At 62.0% G+C, this 14,942-nt stretch carries 14 protein-coding genes and 1 riboswitch; of the genes, 9 read left to right on the plus strand and 5 right to left on the minus strand.

Annotated features, from left to right (window positions below; all coding sequences use genetic code 11):
- Positions 1–59: 59 nt before the first annotated feature.
- From LZK81_RS24190 to LZK81_RS24200, 3 genes are read right to left on the minus strand one after another with little or no spacing between them, the layout of a single operon-like run.
- A complete protein-coding gene (locus LZK81_RS24190; RefSeq protein ID WP_046626970.1) occupies positions 60–1,259 on the minus strand; it encodes an ABC transporter substrate-binding protein in 1,200 nt (399 codons plus the stop codon).
- A gap of 25 nt (positions 1,260–1,284) precedes the next feature.
- Positions 1,285–2,226 carry an alpha/beta hydrolase gene (locus LZK81_RS24195; protein WP_046627044.1) on the minus strand — a complete coding sequence of 314 codons (942 nt, stop codon included), beginning with the start codon at positions 2,224–2,226 and terminating at the stop codon, positions 1,285–1,287.
- A gap of 38 nt (positions 2,227–2,264) precedes the next feature.
- A complete protein-coding gene (locus tag LZK81_RS24200; RefSeq protein WP_046610520.1) occupies positions 2,265–2,942 on the minus strand; it encodes a GntR family transcriptional regulator in 678 nt (225 codons plus the stop codon).
- Positions 2,943–3,039: 97 nt separating this feature from the next.
- On the opposite strand from LZK81_RS24200, the gene LZK81_RS24205 reads away from it, so the two are divergent.
- Positions 3,040–4,113, plus strand: coding sequence for an ABC transporter ATP-binding protein (locus LZK81_RS24205; RefSeq protein ID WP_046606530.1), 1,074 nt, complete (start codon positions 3,040–3,042; stop codon positions 4,111–4,113).
- A gap of 158 nt (positions 4,114–4,271) precedes the next feature.
- Here the strand turns inward: LZK81_RS24205 and LZK81_RS24210 are convergent, their stop codons facing one another.
- Positions 4,272–5,087, minus strand: coding sequence for an SDR family oxidoreductase (locus tag LZK81_RS24210; protein WP_233957588.1), 816 nt, complete (start codon positions 5,085–5,087; stop codon positions 4,272–4,274).
- Between the two features lie 189 nt (positions 5,088–5,276).
- Between LZK81_RS24210 and LZK81_RS24215 the strand changes: the two genes are divergently transcribed.
- From LZK81_RS24215 to LZK81_RS24245, 7 genes are all read left to right on the plus strand, one after another.
- Complete coding sequence (locus LZK81_RS24215; RefSeq protein ID WP_233957589.1) at positions 5,277–6,194, plus strand: LysR family transcriptional regulator; 918 nt, start codon at positions 5,277–5,279, stop codon at positions 6,192–6,194.
- Positions 6,195–6,386: 192 nt separating this feature from the next.
- On the plus strand, positions 6,387–6,710 hold the full coding sequence (locus tag LZK81_RS24220) for a hypothetical protein (RefSeq protein WP_046606533.1): 324 nt from the start codon (positions 6,387–6,389) through the stop codon (positions 6,708–6,710).
- 169 nt (positions 6,711–6,879) lie between these two features.
- A complete protein-coding gene (locus LZK81_RS24225) occupies positions 6,880–7,707 on the plus strand; it encodes a metallophosphoesterase family protein (RefSeq protein ID WP_233957590.1) in 828 nt (275 codons plus the stop codon).
- A complete protein-coding gene (locus LZK81_RS24230; protein ID WP_233957591.1) occupies positions 7,704–8,873 on the plus strand; it encodes an ABC transporter ATP-binding protein in 1,170 nt (389 codons plus the stop codon). The genes LZK81_RS24225 and LZK81_RS24230 overlap by 4 nt, the downstream gene beginning before the upstream one ends.
- Positions 8,866–9,798, plus strand: coding sequence for a carbohydrate ABC transporter permease (locus LZK81_RS24235; protein ID WP_233957592.1), 933 nt, complete (start codon positions 8,866–8,868; stop codon positions 9,796–9,798). The genes LZK81_RS24230 and LZK81_RS24235 overlap by 8 nt, the downstream gene beginning before the upstream one ends.
- A complete protein-coding gene (locus LZK81_RS24240) occupies positions 9,795–10,631 on the plus strand; it encodes a carbohydrate ABC transporter permease (RefSeq protein ID WP_233957593.1) in 837 nt (278 codons plus the stop codon). Before LZK81_RS24235 ends, LZK81_RS24240 begins: the two co-directional genes overlap by 4 nt.
- 25 nt (positions 10,632–10,656) lie before the next feature.
- Entirely contained in the window at positions 10,657–11,922 is a 1,266-nt protein-coding gene (locus tag LZK81_RS24245; RefSeq protein WP_233957594.1) for an ABC transporter substrate-binding protein, read from the plus strand.
- An 81-nt stretch (positions 11,923–12,003) separates the two neighbouring features.
- On the opposite strand, the gene LZK81_RS24250 is transcribed toward LZK81_RS24245, so the two are convergent.
- Positions 12,004–12,984, minus strand: coding sequence for a substrate-binding domain-containing protein (locus tag LZK81_RS24250; protein ID WP_233957595.1), 981 nt, complete (start codon positions 12,982–12,984; stop codon positions 12,004–12,006).
- A gap of 386 nt (positions 12,985–13,370) precedes the next feature.
- Between LZK81_RS24250 and aztD the strand changes: the two genes are divergently transcribed.
- Positions 13,371–14,609, plus strand: a complete 1,239-nt coding sequence (aztD, locus tag LZK81_RS24255) for a zinc metallochaperone AztD (protein ID WP_233957596.1) — start codon at positions 13,371–13,373, stop codon at positions 14,607–14,609.
- A 95-nt stretch (positions 14,610–14,704) separates the two neighbouring features.
- Positions 14,705–14,899, plus strand: a riboswitch (cobalamin riboswitch).
- The last annotated feature ends 43 nt before the right edge of the window (positions 14,900–14,942 follow it).

Below are 14,942 nucleotides of genomic sequence, written 5' to 3' on the forward strand. Positions count from 1 at the left end.
CAGCCTCGAGGCGGGGAAAGAGGTCCCGACACAGGACGTGCCGGGACCGGAGGCGACTTTTACTGGGCAAACAGCGTCTGCAACTGTTCCATCATCTGCTTGGGCGTGATCTGGCCGGTCAATGCCCGCTGCATGTTGGTCTGCCAGGCCGTGTTGACAAACTCCGAGACCGCCGAGGTCTGCGGCAGCACCCTGGCGAACGGCAAGGATTGTACGGTCGCTTCGACGAAACGGCGCTCGTGGAGCTTCCAGTCGGCAGAGCCGCTCTTCGTGACGGTCAGCTGGCCTGTCGCGCCGTTGAAGGCGACGTTGTTCTGCCCTTCGGCCAGAAAGGAGATCCACTTCCAGGCAGCGTCCTTGACCGAGGACGAGGAGAAGATCGCAAGCGACTCATCGCCATACGACGTCCATTGACCATTGCCGCATTTCGGAACCGGCACGGCGGAAACCTTGTCGCCGAGAGCCGCAACGAGATCCTTGGACGAACCGATATGGTGGATGGTCATGGCCGTCTTGCCGGATTTGAACGCGGCGACGATTTCCTGGAAACCGTCATTCGGCGCGGACGGCGGAATGACCTTGTCCTTCTGGAAGAGGTCGACCAGCCATTGGTTGGCGGCAATCGCCTCGGGCTTGGTCAGGCCACCCGGCTTCAGCTCGGCACCCTGGGACAGGACGAAGGCGCCCCACTGGTCCCAGCCGCCCTTGCCGCCGCGCAAGCCGAAGCCGTAGGTCTGCGGCGCATTGGTGAGCTTGATCGCCGCGTTGCGGAAATCTTCGCAGGTCCTGGGCGGCTGCAGACCGGCCGCCTGGAAGAGATCGGTCCGGTAATAGAGATAAAGGACCACGTACTGGATAGGCAGGTAATACTGCTTTCCGTCCGGACCCTTGTTCAGGTCGAGCAGGTTGTCCAGCAGGTCGGCCTTGCCCTTCCACGCGTCGAGCTGCTTGCCGATCGGCTCCAGCGCGCCCATTTCCGCAAGCCGGGGCTGGGCGAAGAGCTTCACCATCGCCGCATCAGGCGCATTGCCGCCGACCAGCGCGGTATAAAGATTGTCGTAGTAGCTGTTCCACGGCACGTTCTCGGCTTCGATCTTGATGCCGGGATTGGCTGTCTCGAACTTCTTGACCAGGTCCGACATCGGGTTCGCCGGGTTGTCGAAATGGTACCAGAAGCGGACGGTTTCCGCCTTCGCCTGACCGAACGCCGCCGAAGCCGCAAGAGCGGCGCCGAGCGCGAGTGTCTTCAGAAATTTCATAGTCTCCTCCTCTTGATCGTTCACGTCATCGACGTTGTGTCAGTCGCCTTGCTGCACTGCCTGCGGCCGCCAACGCCTCCCGCGCGGCCGAAAGTTCATTGGTGTTCTGCAGGAAACCGTGGATGACGCCCGGCACGACGTGCAGCTCGTCGTCCCGGCCGAGAGCCCTGAGACGCTGGCTCAGGCTCAAGGTGTCCGAAAGCAGCGGGTCCACCGCCGCCGCCATCAGATAAAGCGGCGGCAGTGCCACCAAGGCCGCATCGGACGCCATGAAGGGGCAGGCAAGCGGATCATCCCCGACTGCGCGCTCACCGGCATAGAACGACCAGTAGCGCTGCATCTTTCCGCGCGTAAGTGCCGGGCCTTCGGCGAAACGGACGTAAGATGCCGTTTCGAAAGAGCGCGCGTAAGTGCCGTAAAAGAGCAGCGCGGCATCCGGCAGCCGTCGGCCCTCGGCCTGTTCATGCAGTATCGCTGCAAGAGCAATGTTGGCTCCCGCCGAGTCGCCGGAGATGACCAGGGGGCCAGGGCGGACGCCTTCGCCGGCAGTCGCCTCGAAAAGACCTCGGAGCGTTGCAACGACATCCATGAGCCCGGCCGGATAGGGCGCTTCCGGGGCCAGCCGGTAATCGGGCATCACGACCGGCATGCCGCTTTCCAGCGCAAGAACCCGCGCGCAACGCTCATGGGTTTCCGGCGAGCAGAAGGCGAAGCCGCCGCCATGCACGAACAGTATGGCGCCATCCGCGGCATCCGGCGGCACGAACACCTTGAGGCGACAGCGGGCCGAACCAAGGCGCGCATCTTCCGCTACCCAAACCTCCCCGACGTTTGCCATGGCTGGCAGATTGACATTCCATCGCACATTGGCGGCAAGCGTCTGTGCACGACCTTCCGCCGGCGGAAGGGTCGTCGGATCCGGCAGAGGTCCGAGTTCCGCCGCAACCCGCTGCGTCAGCGCCAGCATTTCGTCCGAAAGCGTGTCCGACAGTCGAGAGAGGTCGTTCACTGTGTCGCCTCCGGGAAAACTTCAGGCCCGAGATCGACGATGGTCGCGATATGATGACGCATGGCGGCGGTCGCCCGCGCTGTGTCGCCGCTTTCGATCGCGTCGATGATGCTGCGATGCCGCAATGCCGTCGCCTCGAGATCCCGCGCCATCGGGCTGCGGGAAATCTTGAACCGGTGATTGTGCACGAGACAGCGATGAAGGATCGGATCGAGCGCCGGCAGGTTGGCATCTTCGAAAATGCGCCGATGGAAATCACGGTCGAAGGCCGCAAGCTCCAACTCGTCACCCGCCGCTGCCGCAAGCAGCATCTTGTCGAGCAGGCTATCGAGCTCCTTGACCAGCGTACGGCTGCGAGCGCGCATGACCCGCGCCATGCCGTTGCCCTCTATCTGCTGACGCAGCCGGAACATCTCGATTGCCTCGTCTTCCGTGCACTCGGAAACCTGCGTCCCACGATGCCCCCGGCGACGGACCAACCCTTCTTCCTGAAGCTGCAGGAGCGCCTCGCGGACGGTGCCCTGACTGCACTGGAAGTGAGCCGCAAGCTCGAGTTCCGTAAGGCCGGTTCCCGGCGCCAGCGTCCCGAGCATGATATCGCGCTTCAACGCATTGAAGGCGGCGCCTGCCTTGGGCGATCTGATCGATGTCGATCTAGCGGAAAAATAGGCCATCTCACTCATCCAGCCGGTTGCGCATTTCAGGAACTATCATTATCGATATTGATATCGATAACTGGCGTCAAGCTTGAAAAATAATCGGGAGGACCTCGTGGCTGGCATTGCGTTGAAGAAGATCCGGAAGTCGTATGGCGCCCTGCAGGTCATCCACGACATCAATATCGAGATCCGAAGCGGCGAGTTTCTGGTTCTCGTCGGCCCTTCCGGATGCGGGAAATCGACGCTGCTGCGGATGATCGCCGGGCTGGAGGAGATCTCCGGCGGCGAACTGGATATCGAAGGCCGCACGGTCAACCTGCTTCCGCCGGCCGAGCGCAACATCGCTATGGTCTTTCAGGACTACGCTCTCTACCCGCATATGAGCGTGCGGGAAAACATGTCGTTCGGCCTAAAAATGCGCGGAGGCGACGAACGGGAAATCGAAAGCCGCGTCGGTCAGGCTGCCGATGTCCTCAAGATCAGGGACTATCTCGATCGCCGGCCGGCACAATTGTCGGGTGGCCAGCGCCAACGTGTCGCCATGGGCCGTGCCATTGTCCGCGAGCCGGCGGCCTTTCTGTTCGACGAACCGCTTTCCAATCTCGACGCTGCGCTGCGCGTCGAGATGCGCCTGGAAATCGCAAAACTGCACAACCGCATGAAGGCGACTACGGTCTATGTCACGCACGATCAGGTGGAGGCCATGACGCTGGCCGACCGCATCGTGGTGATGAACGGCGGCGTGGTGGAGCAGATCGGCAAGCCGCTCGATCTCTATCACAACCCGTCGAGCCTGTTCGTCGCCCGCTTCATCGGCAGCCCGACCATGAACACCCTGCCGGCGAAGATCGCCTCCAATGGCGAAAGCCTGAAACTTCTGGGAAAGACTGCGGCCGGCAGCATTCCAGGCGCAAGGGCGCTTGCCAGCCAGGACGTCACGTTCGGAATTCGGCCCGAAGAACTGACCCCCTGTTCCCCCGAACAGGCCTGGTTCAGCGGCGAACTGATGGTGGCCGAACGGCTCGGCAGCCAGACCTACGGCTATGTCGAAGTCGGCCATTCGAAAATGCTGACCGTCGAGTTCCCCCGAGACCGCGACATCACGGTCGGCGAAACGATACATGTGAAGGGCAATCCCGAGAGAGTGCACCTGTTCGACGCCGAGACCGGCAAAAGGCTGAACTAGGCCTGGAGCCGTTCAAGCCGTTGGTGATCTCGCAGCAAGAATGATGGTCGCGCGTGCGCTGGCGGTTGCCTCCACCAGCGCACGGCCGAGCGCCGAACGCATCCGGTCACGAGGATGCGTCACCCTAGCCCGCATCCATTTCACTTCGCCAATCCAGGTCAAAGGGCGAAAAGGGCGCCGACGCGCTTCAGGAATTTGTCGTCGCCGTCGTTTTGCCGGGCGTCGAGCATCATCACCGCGTCCTTGCCCGACGGGTAGCGAAGCTGGGCGGAGCCGTCGGTGGCGGCGCGGAAAATCGTTGCCGCTACATCGGATGCAGTGCCGGGGGTCGTTCCAAGTGCGGCAAAGGCATTCAGGGTCTTCTCGACGATAGGGCCATATTCAGTCAGTTGTTCGTCGTGGCTGAACTTGAAAGACCGACCGCCAAAATCCGTCTGCGTCATGCCGGGTTCGACAATCTTGACCTGAACTCCGATGGCCGAAAGTTCGTAGAACAGGGCTTCGGAAAAGCCTTCCACGGCAAACTTGCTGCCGTGGTAGAGGCTGCCGAGCGGCATGGCGAACCTGCCACCCATGGAGCTGACATTGACGATCGTGCCGCTCTTTTGCCTGCGAAGGTGCGGCAGGACGGCCTTGATCACAGCGAGCGGCCCGATAACATTGGTCTCGAATTGCTGCCGGATGCTGTCAAGCGAGGTTGCCTCCAAGGAACCATAGGCCCCATAGCCGGCATTGTTGACGAGAAGATCGATAGTGCCGAACGTGTCGATCGCATCGGAGACGGCTTCGTTGATCGTCACGTCGTCGGTAACGTCGAGACGGGCGATGCGCACCCGTGGAAGGTCTTTCAGCTCGGTCTCTTTTTCGGGGGAGCGCATCGATGCGACAACGTTCCATCCCTTGGCCTGAAACAGAGCCGCTGTCGCACGGCCGATGCCGCTCGATGCGCCGGTGATGAGGACGGTCTTTGCCATGAAAATCTCCTTCTGCTGCGCGCGTCGCACAGTTTCTCTCGTGTCTCAGGATATCGGTTAGATCCAGCTATGTGCCTTGGACGTGTGGCCTGCCCGGCTGGAACGAGATGGAAGATAGGCGGAATTACTCTGGCGATAAACGCCATTGCGTGCGATATCCTTTGAACCTGAAGTTCATAATGGATATTTATGGATCGTACGTTCTTCGATGGGCTGGCCCACTTCCTCGCCGTCGCCCGCCATGGCAGCTTCACAGCCGGCGCGCAGGCGATGGACATAAGCCCAACCGCGATGAGCAAGGCCATCCGGTTGGTCGAGGAGCGTTATGGTACAAAGCTGTTTCAGCGGACGACGCGCCGAACTGCCTTGACGGAGGCCGGCGCTGAGCTCTTCCAGCGGCTCGATCGGGCCACGAACGAGATCGATGATGCTCTGAAGTCGCTCGGCAGCTTTCAGCTCACGCCGACGGGCACGCTGCGTTTGACCGTGCCCCGTTCCATTATGCCGGCACTCGTCGAGCCCCATCTCGCCGAGTTTCAGCGCCTTTACCCGCGGGTCAAACTCGAAATTTCACTCAACGACAGGTTCGTCGATCTCGTCGGCGAAGGGTTCGACGCGGGAATCCGTCTGGGTGATGCCATCGACAAGGACATGATCGCGGTCAGATTGACCGGAGAGGCGCGGTGGGGGATCGCGGCGAGCCCCGGTTACTGGCAGCGGGAAGGCCGCCCGAAGAGATTTGAGGACCTCGTTGGCCGTCGGGCCATAATGTACCGGTTTCCCGGCTCCCGCTCTCTGCAGGTCTGGGAATTCCAGCGCGAGGGCAAGCCGGTGCAGGTGCAGATGGACACTGGCCTCGTCATCGACGATCGGGCTGCGCTGGTCAGATTGGCCGTGCAGGGTTTTGGTGCCGCCTTCGTGCTGGAGGTCGAAGTGGCTCAAGAACTCGCCCGCGGCGATCTTGAATTGATGTTCGGAGACGACATTCCCCCGGATGACGGCATTTTCCTTTATTTTCCGGCAGCCATGCAGAGCCAGCCAAAACTGCGCGCATTCATCGACACGATCCGGGAGAACTCCAGCGTGAAGCGAAGACGACCATCGTAGAGGTACAGGCCCCATAAAGCGGCGGGACTGAAGTCGTGGCAGCGGTTTCGAACGTCGTGGGTAAATGCAGTGCCTTGCAGGCAAACTTGTTGGCGGGTGAATTTGTCCCAGATTGAACGACTGTATTACCCGGTTCGAGTGGCCATGTGGCGGATTTCCGCCCTCCGCGGGCAGAGCGCCCCAGCGTGGCCCATGACGGTGGAGGTCTCGCATCACATCGATGCATCCGAACCTGACAGCGACGGGTTCCACGACTACCACTACGAGTACGATGTCTATGAGTTTTCAGACGGAGTTTTGACCCTCCTGGTGCGCGCATACAGTGACGAACCGGAAGAGGCAGCCCTGATGGGGTGGTACAGGGGCAAAACGAGGTATTGGCTGAAAAAACAGGATTTGCGTCATCCGCTTGTCCTCAAAGCCGCCGCTTATCTCCGTGCGTCCGGTAAATCCAAGCTCGATTGGCTGGACCGAAAAAGCCGTGGCTACGTGCCGTTGAATGGTCCGGACGCATAGGTGGTTCTGGTATCCAGCACCAGCGCTAGAAAACGACCTGTTTTACAGTCCTGTGACAGAAATGAAAGAAAGCTGGAAAACTCTGTAACCGGCCTGACACGATAGCGCTCTAAGGAACCGTAAACGCCTTCGCACCTGCGGAAGGCACTTGCGAGACCGGAGAGCTGCCGTGAAGATCATCCAGATTACCGACACCCATTTCAGCCCGGAGAAGCCACATTTCAACGGCAACTGGGCGCCGCTGCTGACCTGGATCGAGGATACCCGGGCCGATCTCATCATCCATACCGGGGATCTGACCGTCGATGGCGCCGATAAGCCGGGCGACATCACTTTCTGCATGGACCTGATGCGTCAGGTTTCGGTCCCGATGCTGATCGTGCCCGGCAACCACGATGTCGGCCATTTGCCGGGTTCCGCCCAGCCGGTCAATGCCGGGCGCCTCGAGCGCTGGCGGGAACTCGCAGGCGAGGACCGTTGGTTTCACGACGCCGGCGAATGGCGTCTCGTAGGGCTCAATTCGCTACTCCTCGGCCAGGAGAACGAAGAAGAGGAGGCCCAGTTCGAATGGCTGACCAAAACACTGGAAGAGCGGAACAGCCGCCGCATCGCCCTCTTCGCCCACAAGCCGCTTTTCGTCGACGGACCGCATGAGGGCGATACCGGTTACTGGGGGGCGCGGCCGAAGGAACGCGCCCAGCTGTTCGACCTGTTCGCCGCGCATGACGTGGCACTTTTTGCCAGCGGCCACCTGCATTGGGCATGGCAGGGCCGCCATGAGAATATGGCACTTACCTGGGGTCCCTCGGCTGCCTTCATCATCGACAAGCTGGAGCGTGAAATGCCGGGAGAGCGTCTGATCGGCGCCGCCGTTCACACCTTCGGCGACGACGTACAGACCGAGATCGTCGCCGTGCCGGGTATGACCGCGTATGTCATCGACGATGTTATCGACGAGATTTATCCACGTCCGGTGAAGACGGAGGCGGCCGAATGACCGCTCTTTCGCTTCGCGGCATCGAAAAATCCTTCTCCGGCAACCCGATCCTCAAGGGCGTCAGCCTCGATGCCGGTCCGGGCGAGTTCATTGCCCTTGTCGGCCCTTCCGGCTGCGGCAAGAGCACGCTCCTGCGCATCCTTGCCGGCCTCGAAAGCGCTGACGCCGGCGAGATCATGCTCGGCGACCGCGACCTGTCGCCGGTGCCGGCGGCCGACCGTAACATCGCCATGGTGTTCCAGTCCTACGCGCTCTACCCGCACCTCACGGCGGCCCAGAACATCGCCGTGCCACTCGTCATGCGCAAGCTGACGCGGGCGCAGCGCCTGCCGTTGATCGGCCCGCTGATGCCCGGCCAGCGCAAGGCGGTGGCGACGATCAAGCGCGACGTGCGCGAGATGGCCGTGTCGCTGAAGATCGACCACCTGCTCGATCGCAAGCCCGGCCAGATGTCCGGCGGCCAGCGCCAGCGCGTCGCGCTCGGCCGCGCCATGGTGCGCCGCCCCTCCGTCTTCCTGATGGACGAACCGCTTTCCAACCTCGACGCCAACCTGCGCGTCCATGCCCGCGGCGAAATCGTCGAATTGCACCGCCGCGCCGGCGTGCCGACGCTCTATGTCACCCATGACCAGGCGGAAGCCCTGTCCATGGCCGACCGCGTTGCGGTGATGATCGGAGGTTCGCTGCTGCAGCTCGCCCCGCCGCAGGTGATCTACGACGATCCGGCGCATATCGAGGTGGCCCGTTTCATCGGCCAGCCGCGCATCAACCTTTTTCCGTCGCAGGTCGGGGCTGATGGCGCGATAGCGTTCGGCGATATCCGGGTCGCATTACACCGTGAGACGGTTGCTGCGGGCGCATCCGTGACGATCGGCATTCGGCCGGAATTCATCCGCGTCTCCCGCAGCGGCCAGCAGGGCCTGCCGGCACGCATTGACCGCATCGAGTTCCTGGGCTCCGAGATCATCCTCTATTGCCGCCTGGATGCGATCGGCGAACCCGTGGTCGCCAAGCTTTCGCCCGCCGAAGGCGTCGGTCTTGCCGCCGGCATGCCGGTACGTCTCGACTTCTCCGCCGACCGTCTCTTCGTCTTTGCCGAGGAGGGCCATCGCCTGTCCTCGACACCGGTCGATGCTGCTGTCAGGTTGGAGACGGCTCATGGCTGACGCGGTCGCTGCTGCACTCCCACTGGTCAGAAAACCTGCCCGTTCGGCTGCGGAGCGGCAGGAGGCGCGCGCTGCACTCGTGCTGTCGCTGCCGGCTATGGTTCTCCTGTTCGTCTTCATCCTGCTGCCGGTGGCGGTAGTGATCCTGTTCGGATTTACCGACTACGAGCTCGGTTATGCGGGTTTCCGGTTCGTCGGCTTCGACAACTACACCGAGCTCTTCACGAACCGGACCTTCCGCCGCTCGCTGTGGAACACGACGGTCTATACCGCGATCGTCGCACCGATCTCGATCTTCATGGCGCTCGGCCTGGCGATGCTGATCGAAAGCGAGAATATCGGCCGTTCCTTCTTTCGAACCGCCTATTTCCTGCCGGTCGCCTCGCTGCTCGTCGCCATGGCGACCGTCTGGCAATATCTCTTCCACCCGACGATCGGCCCGATCAACGCGCTTCTGGCGCTCGGCGGCCTGCCGCGTCCCAACTGGCTCGGCGCCTCGACATCCGTCCTCTACAGCCTGTCGATCATCGGTATCTGGCAATCGGTCGGCTTCAATCTCGTCCTGTTCCTGGCCGGGCTCACTGCAATCCCCCGCGAGCTCTATCACGCAGCCCATGTCGATGGCGCCCGCTCCGCCTTCGACCGGTTCCGGCTGGTCACCTGGCCGATGCTCGGGCCGACGACGCTGTTCGTCACGACGATCAGCATCATCAATGCGGTCAAGGTCTTCGAGACGGTCAAGACGCTGACCGAGGGCGGGCCGAACAAGGCTTCCGAAGTGCTGCTCTTCACCATCTACCAGGAAGGGTTTGTCTACCTGAAGGTCGGCTACGCCTCGGCGATGACCGTCGTCTTCCTGATCATCCTGGTGGTGCTGATGTTCCTGCAATACCGCGTCCAGGACAAGCAGGTGCATTACTCATGAACACGCAAGCCTTCACCCTCGGCCGCGTCGTCCGCCTGTCGATCCTGATCTTCGGGGCGGTGATCTTCCTTGCCCCCTATATCTTCATGATCTCGACCGCCGGCAAGGCGCAGAGCGACATCTTCTCCTCGTCGCTGTCGCTCATCCCGCAGCACTGGTCCTACGTCCAGAACTTCGCCAAGGCGCTGACGCGCGTCTCGATGACGCGGCTGCTTTTCAACGGCGTCGCCGTCTGCGCGCTGATCTTCGTTTTCCAGGTGATGATCGCCATCCCCTGCGCCTACGCCATGGCGAAGCTGAAATTCCGCGCCGCAAGGCTGATGATGGTGCTGGTCATGCTCGGCCTGCTGGTGCCGATCCATGCCACCGCCCTGCCGCTCTATGTCGCCTTCGACCGCATGGCGGTGCTCAACAGCTATTTCGCGCTGGTCGCCCCCTTCACCATCTCGGTCTTCGGCATCTTCCTGTTCCTGCAGTTCTTCCGCGCGATACCGGACGATCTGATACATGCCGCCCGGCTCGACGGCATGTCGGAGCTCGGCATTATCGGCCGCGTGATCGTGCCGAATGCCTGGCCAGCGATCACCGCGTTCGCGATCTTCTCGGTCGTCGCGCACTGGAACGACCTCTACTGGCCGCTGATCGTCGTTTCCAACCAGGCCTATGCAACGCCGCCGCTCGGTCTCCTCTATTTCCGTGCTGCCGAGGCCGGCGACGACTACGGCGCGCTGATGGCCGCCACGCTGATCATCACCACTCCCCTCGTTGCGGCTTTCCTTCTGGCACAGAAGCGCTTCGTCGAGGGCATCACCATGACCGGTCTCAAAGGCTGACCGGCATCAACCAGGAGACTATGCGATGAAGCATCTCACCAACATCCTCGCCGCCGCGGCGATTGCCATGACGGTGTCGCTTCCGGCCCATGCCGAAACGACATTGACCGTGCATTATCCGATGCCGGGCTTCTTCAAGGACGTGATGGACACGATCTCGAAGAAGTTCATGGAGGAAAATCCGGACATCAAGATCCAGTTCGCCAATCCGTCGGCGACCTATGAAGAGGGCATCCAGCTGATCATGCGCCAGGCCGGCACGGCGGAAATGCCGGACCTGACCTTCATCGGCCTCAACCGCCTGCGCATGGTTCAGGAGCGCGACCTGCCCGTCGATCTCGCCCCGTTCATCGCCAAGGAAGGCGATATGGGCAAGCTCGGCTTTTCCGACAACATCCTGAAGCTCGCCCAGGTCAAGGGCAAGCAGGTCGGCCTCGCCTTCGCGACGTCGAACCCGATCATGTACTACAATGCCGATCTGGTGAAAGCTGCCGGCGGCAATCCGGACGTTCCGCCGAAGACCTGGGACGAAGTCATCGCGCTCGGCGCCAAGATCAAGGCGCTCGGCAACGGCGTAGAAGGCATCGATTTCCGCTGGCAGGGTGACGACTGGATGTTCTCGGCGCTTCTGTTCGGCGCCGGTGGCCAGATGCTGAGCACCGATGAAAAGTCCGTCGCTTTCGCCGGCCCGGAAGGCCTGAAGGCTGTCGAAACGCTCGACCGCATGGTCAAGCAGGGCGGCCTGCCGGTGTTCACCGCCCAGGCCGGTGAACAGGCATTCTTTGCCGGCAAGGTCGGCATCGAGTTCAAGACGACCGGCGCGCTGCGCAACACGATCAAGAGCGTCGGCGACAAGTTCGACCTGCGCACCGCGCAGATCCCGCTGATCGATCCGGTCAAGGGCAAGCTGCCGACCGGCGGCAATGCCGTCGTCATCCTCGCCCGCAATGCCGACAAGCAGCAGGCCGCCTGGAAGTTCGCCAAGTTCGCCGCCGGTCCCTACGGCGCCTCCGTCGTCGTCCCCGGCACCGGCTATGTTCCGAACAACGAGCTCGCCGCCAAGTCGCCGGATTATCTCGGCAACTTCTACAAGCAGAACCCGCTGTTCGTTGCCGGCCTCAGCCAGATGGACCGCATGGTTCCGTGGTACGCCTTCCCAGGTACCAACGGCGTCAAGGTCACCCAGGCGATCGTCGAGAACCTGTCACGCATCGTCGAGCAGCAGGCGACCCCGAAGGAAGCTCTCGAAGACGCTGCTTCCGAAGTGAAGGGCCTGCTGCCGCGCAGCTAAGATCCGTCCCAGCTTGATCGCATCATGGAACCGCCGTTTCCGACCGGAAGCGGCGGTTTTCCCTTTACGACGCAGGGTGTCTCAGACCGCCCGCACCGTGCCGCCTCGCCGCAGCATATAGGCCACATCGAGATGACGGGCCGGAGCGGCGTTCTCGGCCATGTCGAGCAACAAGGAGGCTGCCGCAGCCCCCATGCTGGCATCGGGCATTTCGATGGTCGTCAATGGCGGGTCCATCAGCCGGCCGATCGAAATGCCGTCGAACCCGGCGACCGAAATGTCCTTCGGCACGGAAAGCCCCTCGCGCCTCAGGGCGCCGATGACCCCGAATGCCAGGAGATCGTTCGAGGCGATGATCGCCGTCGGCGAAAACATGGAGAGCGCAGCGCTGAGGTCGAGCTGGTCGTATCCGCTGACGAAGGGGATCTGCACCGCCTCCAGCGGCGGAATACCGCTTTCCGCCATGGCGTCGCGATAGCCTTCGTGGCGGAACCGGGCGCGGTCGGAGGTCGCGAAAACGCCGGAGACGAACAGAATGCGGCGATGCCCAAGTCCGATCAGCAGCGCGGTCAGCTCGTGGCCAGCGCTCCGGTTGTCGACGGTGACGGCGGCGGGAAACAGCGCGGTCGGCATGTTGTGGAGGAGCACGGTCGGCGGCAACGAGGCCATGAGGGCAACGCTCGTGGCCGGATCGCAGACGGTCAGGATCAGGCCGGTCGGCCGGTCGTTGAGGAGCGAGGCGACTGCGTCCACCTCGCGTGCAGGGTCGTAGTTCGACTGGGCGATCAGCACGCCATGGCCGGCAACCAGCATGCGGTTCTGGATGCTGGAAAGCGACGAGGCGAAGACGGGATTGGTGATGCTGGGGATCAGCACGCCGACCACCGGCCGTTGCCCAGGTCTGCCGGACGCTGAATTGATCGGCCGATACCCGAGTTCTGCTGCCGCGCGGCGGACCCTGCGGGCCATGCGGTCGCTGACATTGCCGTTGCGATTGAGCGCCCGGCTCGCGGTCGCCAGCGAACATCCGGCTCTTGTCGCCACCTGCTGCAAAGTCGTCATCGGAGAAGGTCCTCTTCCGTTTGCAAGGTCCCAGGGCCCGCCAACGGCAGATTTCCTCCCGATATGTAAGAGTTTTATGTCAGCAACGACGGATTTTCCTCAAACCCGGCAAGGCGACTGCCGCCGAGCAATCTTTGAGGTCCAAATTTGTCCTGCCGCCTCAAACCCGCAATCTGCACGGCCCTGATGGCCGGCGTGAAACAGGCAAACGTCGTCATCGCAGGGATTGACAACGGCTGCCTATGTAATGTTATTACACCAATCAATCCGATGTAACGATATAACATATATAAACCCGCGATCGAAACGGCATAAATCTGGAGGCAGGTCATGTGCTGGATAGCCGCTCGGCGCGACAAAAGTTCAAACAATAAGGAAGGAACCTCATGAATTTGTCCCTCACTTCAAACCGTCTGGTAGCCGCTGTAGCGTCAGGTCTGATCTTCGCGGCTTCCGGAGCGTTTGCCGATGACGATCATGAGACGAAGGAAGCATGGCGTCTGTTTGTCGGCGACCACACGAACCCCGTCGTGCGTGCCATAAACTTCGAGAACGGCAAAGAACTCGGCCGCTACAACGTCAAGGGTCCCGCGGCCCTGACCGCCAGTGCGTCCGGCCAGACCGTATTCGCTACCCAGTCAGATCATGACATCGTGCACGTCATCAAGACTGGCATCGATTTCTCCGATCACGGCGAGCATCGGGATCTGGAGGTTTCCGACGTCGGGCTGTTACCCGTGACTTTCGAGGGCAAGCGTCCCTTCCACATCGTTCCGCATGACGACCATGCGATCCTCTTTTACGATCGAGGCGGCAAAGCGGATATCATCGACGAAACAGCTCTTCTTGAGGGCAGGGCTGACGTGAAGACAGTCGACACGACGAAGCCGCATCACGGCGTAGCGGTGACGATGGGCCGTTTCGTGCTCGTGTCGGTCCCAAACACTGACGTCGAAACCAAGCCCGACGAACTGCCGCCGAGGGTCGGTCTTCGCATCGTCGATGAGGTGGGCAAGCAGCGCGGCGACGTCGCGAAGTGCACCGATCTTCACGGCGAGGCCACCTCGGCCCGGCTGGTTGCCTTCGGTTGCAAGGAAGGCGTTCTCGTTGCCCGGCCCGGCGGCATTGACGGACCGAAGCTGGACATGCTCGCTTACCCGGCGGACCTGCCAAAGGGCAGCACCGGGACCTTGCTTGGTGGCAAGGCGATGCAGTTCTTCCTCGGCAACTACGGCGAGGACAAAATCGTCCTGATCGATCCGGACGCCGAGGAGCACTTCCGGCTGATCGGCCTGCCCACCCGCCGCGTCGACTTCCTGCTGGATCCGGCAACGCCGCGCAATGCCTACATCCTAACGGAGGACGGTGATCTTCATGTGCTGGACGTGATCAAGGGCGAGATCGCTCGCAAGGCCAAGGTCACCGAGCCCTACAGCAAGGACGGCCATTGGCGTGATCCGCGGCCGCGTCTTGCCGTTGCGGACGGACATATCGTCATCACCGATCCGCGGCACTCGCTGGTTCGCGTCGTCGATGCGGAAAGCCTGAAGGAGGTCCGCACAATCCCCGTCGAAGGAAAACCCTTTACGATCGTTGCCGTCGGCGGCTCCGGCGCATCGCATTGATGCGATAACCTTTGGGTCCGGAACTGCCGTGGCAGTTCCGGACCCGCCGCGTGATGCTGCATGAAGCGGCTGCGTTGACAGTCGGCTGAGGGAGTGTAGGTTGGTGGCGTCAAGGTTCTTCCATCCCGCGATGGAAGCTAAGAGGGAATCCGGTAAAAACCGGAGCTGTCCCGCAACTGTGAGCGGTGAGCCGTTCGTCCAACATGTCACTGGCAGCCAATGCCGGGAAGACGGGCGATGAAGGCTTTGACCCGCGAGCCAGGAGACCTGCCTGACGATAGAAGTTCCGTGGTCGGGGTGTGCCACAGGAATGACGGTTCCGTCGGGCCATCG

It is taken from the genome of Neorhizobium galegae, from assembly GCF_021391675.1.
In the GTDB taxonomy this organism is placed as follows: domain Bacteria; phylum Pseudomonadota; class Alphaproteobacteria; order Rhizobiales; family Rhizobiaceae; genus Neorhizobium; species Neorhizobium galegae_B.